This window comes from Cetobacterium sp. 2A (genome assembly GCF_014250685.1).
GTDB lineage: Bacteria > Fusobacteriota > Fusobacteriia > Fusobacteriales > Fusobacteriaceae > Cetobacterium.
In genome coordinates this window covers 172,571-184,582 of sequence record NZ_JACFAJ010000006.1, presented here as the reverse complement: position 1 = coordinate 184,582, position 12,012 = coordinate 172,571, and the positions used below count along the sequence as shown (strand labels likewise).

11 protein-coding genes are annotated in these 12,012 nt (G+C 27.8%); 9 read left to right on the top strand and 2 right to left on the bottom strand.

Annotated elements, in window-relative coordinates:
• Positions 1–120: 120 nt before the first annotated feature.
• The 4 genes from H3N56_RS04665 (at position 121) to H3N56_RS04650 (ending at position 3,140) form a co-directional block, all read left to right on the top strand.
• Positions 121–582 carry a tRNA (cytidine(34)-2'-O)-methyltransferase gene (locus H3N56_RS04665; protein ID WP_185880109.1) on the top strand — a complete coding sequence of 154 codons (462 nt, stop codon included), beginning with the start codon at positions 121–123 and terminating at the stop codon, positions 580–582.
• Positions 582–1,067: a dihydrofolate reductase gene (locus H3N56_RS04660; RefSeq protein ID WP_185880108.1), complete on the top strand. Its 486-nt coding sequence runs from the start codon at positions 582–584 to the stop codon at positions 1,065–1,067. Before H3N56_RS04665 ends, H3N56_RS04660 begins: the two co-directional genes overlap by 1 nt.
• A gap of 129 nt (positions 1,068–1,196) precedes the next feature.
• Entirely contained in the window at positions 1,197–2,516 is a 1,320-nt protein-coding gene (locus tag H3N56_RS04655) for an OmpP1/FadL family transporter (protein ID WP_185880107.1), read from the top strand.
• A gap of 27 nt (positions 2,517–2,543) precedes the next feature.
• On the top strand, positions 2,544–3,140 hold the full coding sequence (locus H3N56_RS04650; RefSeq protein WP_185880106.1) for a TetR/AcrR family transcriptional regulator: 597 nt from the start codon (positions 2,544–2,546) through the stop codon (positions 3,138–3,140).
• 37 nt (positions 3,141–3,177) lie between these two features.
• Here the strand turns inward: H3N56_RS04650 and recJ are convergent, their stop codons facing one another.
• Positions 3,178–5,730: a single-stranded-DNA-specific exonuclease RecJ gene (gene recJ / locus H3N56_RS04645; protein WP_185880105.1), complete on the bottom strand. Its 2,553-nt coding sequence runs from the start codon at positions 5,728–5,730 to the stop codon at positions 3,178–3,180.
• A gap of 17 nt (positions 5,731–5,747) precedes the next feature.
• Complete coding sequence (locus tag H3N56_RS04640; protein WP_185880104.1) at positions 5,748–7,589, bottom strand: transglycosylase SLT domain-containing protein; 1,842 nt, start codon at positions 7,587–7,589, stop codon at positions 5,748–5,750.
• 159 nt (positions 7,590–7,748) lie between these two features.
• On the opposite strand from H3N56_RS04640, the gene mutL reads away from it, so the two are divergent.
• The 5 genes from mutL to H3N56_RS04615 are packed head-to-tail and all read left to right on the top strand — an operon-like array spanning position 7,749 to position 11,991.
• Positions 7,749–9,542: a DNA mismatch repair endonuclease MutL gene (gene mutL, locus H3N56_RS04635; protein ID WP_185880103.1), complete on the top strand. Its 1,794-nt coding sequence runs from the start codon at positions 7,749–7,751 to the stop codon at positions 9,540–9,542.
• Positions 9,539–10,006 (top strand): 23S rRNA (pseudouridine(1915)-N(3))-methyltransferase RlmH, encoded by a 468-nt coding sequence (gene rlmH, locus H3N56_RS04630; protein WP_185880102.1) that lies wholly within the window; start codon positions 9,539–9,541, stop codon positions 10,004–10,006. The genes mutL and rlmH overlap by 4 nt, the downstream gene beginning before the upstream one ends.
• Before the next feature lie 40 nt (positions 10,007–10,046).
• Positions 10,047–10,397 (top strand): hypothetical protein, encoded by a 351-nt coding sequence (locus tag H3N56_RS04625; RefSeq protein WP_185880101.1) that lies wholly within the window; start codon positions 10,047–10,049, stop codon positions 10,395–10,397.
• Positions 10,397–10,777, top strand: a complete 381-nt coding sequence (locus H3N56_RS04620; protein ID WP_185880100.1) for a DUF1934 domain-containing protein — start codon at positions 10,397–10,399, stop codon at positions 10,775–10,777. The genes H3N56_RS04625 and H3N56_RS04620 overlap by 1 nt, the downstream gene beginning before the upstream one ends.
• A 47-nt stretch (positions 10,778–10,824) precedes the next feature.
• Positions 10,825–11,991 (top strand): hypothetical protein, encoded by a 1,167-nt coding sequence (locus H3N56_RS04615; protein ID WP_185880099.1) that lies wholly within the window; start codon positions 10,825–10,827, stop codon positions 11,989–11,991.
• The last annotated feature ends 21 nt before the right edge of the window (positions 11,992–12,012 follow it).

Sequence of the window (12,012 nt, the reverse complement as noted above, 5' to 3'; positions counted from 1 at the left end):
ATTCTTATTAATAAAATACCATTTTTAACAATAAAAATCAAAGATAAAAGGAAAAAAATAGGAAAAAAAATGAAATTTATGTTAAAATTTCCTGTATATAAAATTACGAAGGAGGAGAATATGAATTTAGTGTTAATGAACCCAGAAATTCCTTACAACACTGGAAATATAGGGAGATCGTGTGTATTAACAAATACAACACTTCATTTAATAAAACCATTAGGTTTTTCTTTGGATGAAAAACAAATAAAAAGATCAGGATTAGATTACTGGAAGTTAATTGATTTAAAGGTATGGGAAAGCTATGAAGAGCTAAGAGAGGCATATCCAGAATCAAATTTCTTTTTTGCTACAACTAAAACTAAGAATAGATATAGTGATGTTCAGTATAAAAAAGATGATTTTATAGTTTTTGGTCCAGAATCTAGGGGTATACCTGAAAATATTTTAAAAGAAAATAGTGAAACTTGTATAACTGTTCCTATGATTAAAATGGGAAGATCATTGAATCTTTCAAATACTGCAGCTATAGTATTATACGAAGCTTTAAGACAAAATGACTTTGACTTTGGCGATGAATAATGATAATTGCAATAGTTGCAATGACTAAAGATAGAGTTATTGGTTTAGATGGAAAGATTCCTTGGGATGTAAAGGAAGATCTATCTCTATTTAAGAAAAAAACTATAAATAATGTTGTTATTATGGGAAGGAAAACATACGAAAGTATAGGAAAACCTCTTCCAAATAGAATCAATATAGTAATAAGTAGTGACAAGGGATATAAAGCAGGAGATGCCGTAGTATGTAATTCCATTGAACAGGGGCTGGAGTTTGCAAAAAAAATAATAAATAAAGATATATATATTATTGGAGGATCTACAATTTATAGACAGTGCATGAAATATATTGATAAGATTTGTGTCTCATATATTAAAAAAGATTATAAGGGTGATACCTTTTTCCTGGATTCTTTTGAAAAGGAATTTGATAAGATTTCTGATGAAAGTTTTGAAGAATTTATCTACGTTGAATATTTAAGAAAAACACTTTGTATTAATAATTAAACAACCTTCCTCTATTATTAAAAAAAATTAATAAAATCTTAATTAAAATTTAAAAAACAAATGTTATATTACATAAGTAATAATAACAAATGTAATTTTATTAGTGGCAATATCGGAGGGAGAAACATAATGAGTAAGACAAAATTTTATTTAGCAGCATTAATTTTAGTAACGGGAATTAGCTCGTTTGGAGCTTCAATAGATCATATACAAAACTATACCCCTGAGTATGGAGCAAATCCAGCACAACAAGGGGCAATCAATAGAAATACATCAGTATATTTCAATCCAGCCGGACTTATGAGACTGGAAGATGGAACATATTTAAGAGCTGGAATTCAGTATGCGTATGGAAAAGAAACAATGACATATAAAGGAAAAGAGTATTCTGCTGACCTAGGTGCACCTGTACCGAATCTAGCTTTATATACAAAAAATAAAGAGAGAACATGGTTTTGGACATTTGGAGGTCTTGGTGGAGGCGGAGACTTAAAGTATGATGATGGAGTTGCTGGAATTGGAGTTTTAGAAGATGTAATAAATATGGATTTAGGTATTGCAAAAGTTAGAGCTAAAGATTTAGGGTCAAGTGCTGAAGGATCTAATATGTATATCCAGTCTACTTTAGGTAGAGCGTGGGATATAAATGATAAAGTTTCAGTTTCATTAGCTGGTAGAGTAGTTCGTGGAAGTAGATTACTAAAAGGACATTTAAATGCGGAATTAAATACTACTGTTTTTGGAAAAGAAAATTCTTTACCAATTGAAGCTGAAATAGATTCAGAAAGAACAGCTTGGGGATTTGGAGGACAGTTTGGTCTTAACTATGCTGCAACTGAGAGATTAAATATTGGAATGAGATATGATACAACAGTAAGAATGAATTTTAAAGCTGATGCTGATGAAAAGAAGGCTTCGTTACTTGGAAAAGAGCTAGGGTTTTCGGATTTCTTTCCGGAGTATGCTGATGGAAGAAAAGTTAGAAGAGATTTACCAGCTTTACTAGCGCTTGGAGCATCTTATAAAATGACAGATTCATGGACTACATTTGTTGGTGGAAATTACTATTTCAATGAATCTGCTAAAATTGATAAGAAGGCTAATCCAAATCATGATATAGAGTATGATAATGGTTGGGAAGTATCTCTAGGATCAGAGTATTGGTTAAACAAAAAATGGGCCTGGATGATAGGAGCTAACTATTCAGATACAGGAGCTCATAAAGACACATTTAGTGATGTAGAATATGCTTTAGATTCATTTATGGCAGGAACAGGAGTTAAATATAGACCGGATGAGTCTATGGAATGGATAGTTTCATATAATCACTATTGGTATGATTCTGCAAAAGGAAACTTTACAGAAAAATACCCTGGAAAAGCTTTAGAAAATCAAAACTATAAAAAGAAAATATCAAGTGTAGGATTAGGATTTACTAAGAAAATATAATGAATTAAAAAATATTAGGAGGTAGCAATGCCAAAAAAAGCTATATTTACAAAGGAGCAGATACATAAAAAAGCGTTTGAAATGTTTGAAAAACATGGCTTAGATGAGATAACTGCTAGAAATCTAGCAAAGGCTTTAAATGCTTCTCCAGCCCCAATATATAGTTGTTACGGTTCGATGGATGAACTGAAAAAAGATCTTATAAGTAGAGCTAAAGAAGTATTTATAGAATATGTTAAAAAGCAAGAAACAGATATGATATTTTTAAATAGTGGAATCGGACTTTGTGCTTTTGCACGTGAGGAAAAACAACTTTTTAAATCTATTTTTTTGAAAGAAAAAGCATATAATTCGGTTTTAAAAGAATTCCGTGATTTAATGAAAGATGAGATGTCTAAAGATGAAAGATTTTCGGGACTACCATCAGAATTTAAAAATGAATTATTTTTAGAATGTTGGTTTTATGGGCATGGATTTGCTACTCTTATAGCTACAGAGTATTTTGAAGATCCAAGTAATGACTTTATAAAAGAAAAGTTATTAAATGGAGCTGGAACTATGCTCTTAACAAGAATAGATAACTACAGAAAAAGAAATAGACATAAAAAAATATCTCAAGAATAAATAAAAATGGATGGTTCAGTGAGCCATCCATTTTTATTTATAATATAACTTTTATATCCTCTGTTCCATATATTTCAGAAAGAGTATTTAGATTTTTTAAAATTTCAAAACGATCGTTAAAAGGTAACTTTTTACTATATATATGTTGTTTATTAAAAAGTTCTGATTCAGAAACAATATTTATATTTTGAGGAATAGAGTAAGAGTCAACAATAGTCTCAAATCCTTTAACCTTAAGTATAGATTTTGAAATTATAAGAGCTGAATTTGTACCGAGCTCTTCATTTTCATAACAGTCTAGGAAGATATAAAAATCATATCCTTTAATAAAAGTCTTCGAAATTTTAATATAATTACAGAAGTAGTCTTTTTGAGAAATTAGAAGAGCTTTTTTACCAATTGACTGATAATAAAGTGCAATAGTTTCTATTAAAGTCCTGGTTCCTCTTGATTTTTCCATGATAGCAAGAGTATTAACTTTTTTTCTAAAGATATTGGCTAAAACATTTTTTTGAATATAGTTGTAGTTGAAATCTCCAATAAGGAAATTTTTGATATCTTTGAATAAATCTCCTTCTTTGATTGCATAAGACACAAAATTAATATCTTTATGTATTTTAATATGAATATTGAAATTTTCTTCTTTTTGAATAATTTTAATTACCTCAACAGAAAAATTGGTATTAAAATTTTCTTTTAAGTTTTTTAATAAAAACTGTGTTTGAGAATCTAAATACCCAACATTTTCTCTTCCAGAAACAATTGTAACCTCGTTATTTGTAAAGTTAATTGATAATTTTTTATCATTTAAAACTTTCCGAGTATAGAAAATAGTTTCTAAAGGAAAAACAGTCTCATAGAGACAAAAGGTATTTTTTAATTTGTTATTTATATGATTCGAAGGTTTTATGTCATCTATAAAAATTTTATATTGATATCTATCTTTATAAATTTCCATTTTTAATTTAAATGCAACATCAATTTCTTTTAAGGTTGCGATATCTTCAAACATATCTTGGCTATTGAACCAAACACAATTTTTTATCTCTATACCGTCTTTTTCAAGATTCATCATCAGATGGTTTTTATCTTTTCCAATTGCTCTAAAATTACTAAAATTACAATTAGTTATAGAAAAGAGTGGAGAAGGATTTCCAAAACCAAATGGTTCAAGAGTCGAAATCTTATCTAACAAATCGTACGATATCTTATAGAAAGGGATTTCACAATCTATCTTTATAGGTTTAATAAAATCAGATGATTCTAAAACTGTTTCAGCATACTCATTAATAGCTATATCAAATTTTTCAATATTATCTATAGGGATAGAAAAACCAGCAGCACCAGCATGGCCACCATACTTTATAAAAAGCTCACTCATAGAGTTTAAGGCCTCTATAATGTTGAACCCCTCAATACTCCTACAAGATGCTGTAGCAATCCCTTCAGAAGGTTTTATCTCCATTATTATAGTTGGTTTGTAAAATTTATCTACAATTTTAGATGCAACAATTCCAATAACTCCATGATGGAAATTTTTATCAGCAACAGTTATTACATTTTTAGAATCTAATCTTTTGCTTTCAATAGTTTCTAGTGCACTATTTAAAATAGATTCTTGAATTTCTTTTCTTTCGCTATTTTTATTAATAAGGTCATAGATAAGATTGTCACAAACAACATGTGAGTCATTAACAAAAAGTTCTACTGCCATTTTAGCATCTTCTAATCTACCAGCTGCATTGAAAATAGGAGCGATTATAAATCCTATATCATATGTATCAAATTTTTTAGAAAGAGGTTCTTCAAAAATTCTTTTTAGGAGCATATTAAGGCCAATCCATTTGCTGCTTTTTAAGAGCTGTAATCCCTTTTTTACAAGGGTACGATTATCTCCAACTAATGGAACTATATCAGCAACAGTTCCTATAGCCACTATATCTAAATATTTATAAGCTTGTTCTGTAATATTAAGCTTTTTATAAAGAGCTAAAATAGCCATAAAAGCTGTCCCAACACCAGCTAAATATTTAAAATCATTATCGTTATCTTCACGTTTTGGATTGATAACAGCAAAAGCATTGGGTATTCCGTGGTTTATCTCGTGGTGATCAGTTACTATTATATCCATGCCTAGATTGTTACAATGTTCTATTTCTTTGTGAGATGAAATACCACAATCTACTGAAATTATTAAGTTTCCTCCCTGCTCTTTTATATGAGTGATTGCATCAACATTTAGACCGTATCCTTCATCTCTTAGAGGGATATAGTAATTTACATTTATTCCAATCTCTTTTAAGGCTAAGTAGCAAAGAGATACCGATGTTATTCCATCAACATCATAATCTCCATAAATCCAAACTGATTGATTCGTTTCTTTAGCGTAGAGTAATCTATCTACTGTTTTATCCACATCTTTAAAAGAATTAGGATTTAAAAGATTAGTTTCATCCCCGTTTAAAAAAATTTCTATTTCTTCGGAAGTTGTAATCCCTCTATTTGCTAAAATTGATAAAATGTTTTTATCAAAGTTTAATTCAGATTGAATATTTTCTTGAAATTTATATGTCCATTTAGTATTTCTCATTTCATTTCCTTTCAAAATTATTTGTAAAGAGAGTTATAAAAAGTATAATTATACATAAGTTGTTGAATATTTTTTCTTAGATCTAAATTTTGTACTTTATCCAAATCTAAATCGCCATCATAATTAAAAATTAGTGTAGAGAAATTTTCAGAATCTATTGAATATTCTAAAAGAGTCTTTAAATTGTTACTGTTATTTTTTTTATAAATTTCACTCATCTTTTTCATACCTATTTCTAAATTTTTCTCTGGATCAGTAAGAATTTTTATATTGTAGAGATTCAACGGTATTTTTAAAAGACCAACTTCGTGAGATGGAGAGATATATCCCGAATTAAATTTACTATAAGTTAGTATTGTAGCATAGATAATGTTTTTAGGGACATCATATTTTTTAGAAACCTTATTGATTAAGTCTTCATAGTATTTTGGAAAAAGAAAAAATATTAAATCGGAATATTTATAAAAATTATTCTTAAAATTTTCAGAATTTTTAAGAGCTAGATTGTAAAATTCTCCGGCTTCAAATAATTTAGTAATAACTATTTCTTTGTTGATATTATTATCGCTATTTGAAAATCTGCTATTTTCAATAGCTAAAGATAGGAGCTGGCTATCTTTTAAAGAAGCTATTTGAAATAGACCATCAATTTGAGCATTATATTGCTCTGAATTTGAAAGCTTTTTATAAGGTGGAAGGTTAGTAGTATAATTATTGACGATAAGATTAATCAAGTAAAAAGAATGATAATCAGATATACTCCAAGGATTTTCAATTTTTGATTTTAATCTATCACTTATCAAACTATAGATTCCACTTTCATAGGTGTATGGATATTTTGTTATAAAAATTTTTGATTTTTCTAAAAAAAGTTTTTTATTTTTTAAATTTATGTATGAGTTTATAAGTAAAACATCTAAGTCAAAATCTCTACTTGAAAGTGGATTGAGAAGAAGAATAACATCTTTATATTGTCCAAGTAGATAGAATATATTTGCTTTTGAAATAATAGCTGAATTATAGTAAATCCCATATTTAATTTCTGAAAAATTATAAAGAGCTCTCGAATAATCTTTCAGGGCTTCGAAGCTTTTACCTCTTATGAAAAATAATCCATTGTCAAGTTTCATACCAGAAGTTTGTTTTATAATTGAACTATATTTTTTTTCTTCAAATAGAGATAAAAAGTACTTATAATACAGAGTATTATTTTGTATTTTAGATTTTTTAAGAAGATGTTCATAGATTAATTCGCTGTGTTTAAAGTCTTTCTTTGTTATAAAAAAGTTACCAATTTTCTCTAAATCTTCATTAGAAATTTTATCTAATTGAGATAAATTATTTTCATATTTAATTTCATAAATCAAGTTATAGTATGGATTGAAATCCGCTAGAATTTTTAATGCTTTTTTTTCGTAAAATTCTAAAGGTTGAGAATAATAATCAAGTATAAGATTTTTATAGTGTTCCTCAGCTTTAGAAAAGTTTTGTTTTTTAAGATAGAGTTGTCCTAGAAAAAAATCCCTTTGGTATTGAAAAAAGTTACTTTTTCTTCTATTTTTTTCATAAAAATCATTTGGAATATATACAGCTTTTTCTAGAAAAAATATTCCTTTATCTAAATTATTTAATTGATAGTAGTTCATTCCTATAAAAAAATTAGCATATTCACTTGTTAATGGAAAAGAGTTTGGAAATACTCTCATATATTTATCAAATTCAATTTCAGCTTTAGTATTTTCATGTAGAAAATAGGTTTCTTTAGCTTTATCAAAAAGTATGTAATCATCAATGTTATAAGTGAAAACAGTATAATTTAGATTTAAAAGTAATAATATATAAATAAAATATCGAAACATTTGGATAACACCATCCTCTTTAACAAACTTAATTAATAGTATTATTACAAAATAAAATATAAATGGCAACTTCAATTATGCTAAAATAAAAAAAAAGTTGAAATTATTTGAAATATATATGATAATAAGAATCGCCTATACTTTAATTTGGAGGTTACTATGGGAGTAATAAAAATATTAGATGAATCAGTATCAAATATAATTGCTGCTGGAGAAGTTGTAGAAAATCCCGCTAGTATGGTAAAAGAACTATTGGAAAACTCTCTGGATGCAGGAAGCACATATATTAAACTTGAAATTAAAGATGGTGGAAGATATGTTAGAATTGTTGATAATGGAAAAGGGATGTCACAAGATGATTTATTACTTTGTATAGAAAGACATGCAACCAGTAAGATAAGTAAAAAAGATGATTTATATAATCTTCATACCTATGGATTCAGAGGAGAGGCACTTTCATCAGTTTCATCAGTTTCAAAGATGAATATATCTTCAAAGCAAGAAACTGATACAGTAGGAAGTTATATAACTGTTTTAGGTGGAAAAGTTACTTCTTTGAAAGAGGTTCAAAAAAACAAAGGAACAGAAATAGAGATAAAAGATTTATTTTTTAATACGCCGGCCAGATTGAAGTTTTTAAGAAAACCATCTACAGAGTATTTAAATATAAAAGATATTGTAATAAGAGAGGCTCTGGCTAATCCTGAAGTTTCAATAGTATTATTTTTAGATGGAAAAGAAAGTATAAGAACCAGTGGAAAAGGAATGGAAAATCTCATTCTAGATTTATTTGGAAGAAATATATTGAAAAACTTAAAAAAATTCAAATATGGATATTTGGGAAATATCTCTATTGTAAAATCTACTAAAGATTCGGTTTATACTTTTGTTAATGGTAGACCTGTAAAATCAAAAATATTAGAGTCAGCAGTTTTAGATGCTTATTATACAAAATTAATGAGAGGGAAATATCCTTTTATAATCATATTTTTAGAAATAGATCCAAAGGAAATAGATGTTAATGTTCATCCTTCTAAAAAAATTGTGAAGTTTTCAAATGAAGATGAAATTTATAAAAATATCTTTACAGAAATAGTGGAGACATTAACAAAAGATCAAGAATTTGTAACTTTTAATTATGATGTAGAAAATAATAAACCTCGAAATGAATTTCTTAATATAGAACAATTTAAAAAAAATGTTGAAAAAAAAATTGAAAAAAAAATTATCCCAGAAGAGAGAATAAAACTCCAGAAAATGGAACCTTTACCGGTTCTATTTGAATCTGAGGAGATAAAATGTGAAAAAAAAGCTTTGACAGAAAACAAAGAATATTTTAAGCTAAAAGAAAGTATTTGTGAAAGTCCAAAAGAAATTCAAGAAAATAAATGTCACTCTAAAATAATTGGACAATATTTAAATACTTATATTCTTGTTGAAGAGGAGGGGAATTTAGTAATATATGATCAACATATAGTCCATGAAAGGATATTGTACGAGAAACTAAAAAAAGAGTATACTGAAAAAAAACCTACATCACAAAAAAAATTAGTGCCTTTAAGAATAACTGTGGATTTAAAAGAGAGAGATATGATACTAGAAAATATGGAGCACTTTGTAAAATTTGGATTTGAGATTGATGAATTTAATCAAAATGAATTTTTAATAAGAGCCGTACCCACTTTAGATTTTAGAGACAGTGTAGAAAATTTATTTTTTGAAATTTTATCTGGATTAAAAAATACAAAATCAAAAAATAGTGTAATTGAAAGTATGATAGTTTCGATGTCTTGTAGAGGTGCTGTAAAAGCTAATGAAAAACTTTCAATGAATGAAATGGAAATATTAATTGAGAAGTTACATGAAATTGGAGAATACACTTGCCCACATGGAAGACCGATTACATTCAAATTAACACTGAATGACTTAGAAAAAGGATTTAAAAGAAAATGAATATAAATTTAATCTGTGTAGGAAAAATAAAAGAAAAATATATAGTAGATGGAATAAGCGAGTTTGTAAAAAGAATGCAGGCATTTGGAAAGCTTAAAATAATTGAGTTAAAAGAGGATGGAAATGATTCTAATAGAGAAATATCTATTGAAAAGGAATCAGATGAAATAATTAAGACCTTAGAAAAACATAAAGGCTACAACGTATTATTGGATATTGGAGGAAAGAATTTTTCTTCAGAAGAAATGGCAACAGAAATTGAAAGATTGGCAGTAACGGGAACAAGTTGTATAAATTTTATAATTGGTGGTTCTTATGGAGTTTCTCAAAAGTTAAGAGATGTGGCAAACTTGAGATTAAGTTTTTCGAAAATGACTTTTCCACATCAATTGATGAGATTAATTCTCATGGAACAAATTTACAGATGGTTTAGTATACTTAAAAACAATAAGTATCACAAATAAAATTTTTAATTTAGATTTAGTTTATTTTTAGGAGGAGAACATGTATTCACAAGGAGAAACTTTTTATCACTTAATTGACGATGAGGAGTACGAGCTTCACGTACTAGAAAACTTTAATATGAGAGAGAAGGAGTTCCTGATTGCAGAAGATTTTGATGGAATGAAGCACGTATTTTCGTATGATGAAGAAACAGATGAGATTACTTTAATTGAAGACAAGGCTGAAGCTTTTGATATTATCGCTTATTGGAAAGAGGAGTATATTGGCTCTGATAATATTGGAGATTGGGATGATGACGAGTATTATGATAGAGAGGATGATTATAAAAATGATGACTACTATGATAATAGCGACTATGATGGTTATGGTGACGAAGAGGATTATTACTAATGGTTAAACTACTAATTGATAGTTTAGACAAGTATGATGAAAGAACTGTTGAGGAAGTCTTAGCTATAAAGAGCGAAGACGAGGAAAAAATAACTTATACATATTCAAGTGAACTTGGAGAAAATACTATAAATATTTTTAAAGATTTTTCAGTTGAGATTATAAGAAAAGGCCAAGTTGAGAGTTATCAAATGCTTAAAGAAGGGGAGAATACAAAGTTTTTATACAAAACACCCTATTTTTTAGGAAATTTTGAAATTCGTACTGAAAAGGTTAAATATGAGGAAAAAAAGTTGACAATTTGTTACTTTATATATGATAATGATATAGAGATGAATAAATTAACAATTGAAATAAAAGAATTAGACAATAAAATATAAACTTAAAATAGAGCATTCTTTGCTCTATTTTTCATATGGGAGGGGTAATGAAAAAACTATTAATTTTTTCTGGGTTAATTTTACTTTTCTACAGTTGTACTCCGTTACAAAATCAAAATGTGGCGTTAAGACATCCGACTCAAACTGTACCTGTTAGAGAAGAGGTCAAAAAACTTCCACAATCAGATTTTTATGTAAGTGACAGTGGAGTAAGTTATTTGTTAGATGTGATATCAGCAGATGTATCAAAAGCGTCAAGAAGATATTATAATGCAAATCAACTGAAAAGTACTTTAGAATCTTATGTTGGAGAGACTGTTATAATCGATTCAGTAGCAGGAAATAGACTTGAGATTGTTTCTGCACCAAAAGTTCAATCTTTTGATTTTTACTTGAGGGGAGGAACAATAACTTTTAAAAGTTTATACCAAGGTGAATATATAGCAGAGGTTTATAATGGAACACAGTTTGTATCTACTGTTAGAATTAATAATAAACTTAAATATAAATTTACTGAGAAAGAGAATTATGATATAATTTCAAAAGCTTATATAGATAAGGACTTTAAAAAGCTTAGAGACTCAATATCTCTTTATAGAATAAGTTTTCCTGGATCAAGTAAAGATAAAGAACTTTCGTTTATGCTGATTGAGATAGCTACATTAGAAGGGCAAACTAGTGTAGTAAAAGAGGAAATGTCATATTTGAATTCTAACTATCAATTGAATGAATCGGAAACTATTACTAGTAATCTGAATGAAAATAAAGAAAATGAATTAGTTGCTTTAAAAGAGGATAGTATAACTCCAACTGAAATCTTACCAAATAAGGTAGAAGAAGTTAGAGTATCACCAGCACAATTTGGCAAAAATTTTGAAGATGGGAAAAGAGCTTTGGACCAATCTAGTTATGCAGAGGCTTTAGTACTATTTGAAAAAGCTAAAGTTAGAGCGACCGAAGATGAAAAAACAGCATTGAATTTTTATTTAGGAAAAGTTTATTACATGAGTGGAGATTATAATTCAGCAAAATTAAGTCTTCAAAATGTAAAAGATATAGATCAGAATATGGCAGAAGCAAACTACTATTTAGGAGTTATTGCTCATAAAGAAGGAAATATATCTAAGGCAAAAGATTATTTGAATAAATCTAGAAACAATAACCCAAGTAGTACTTGGGGAAGAAAAAGTAGTATATATTTAATGAAATTATAAATATTAAAAATTCGTAGTGAA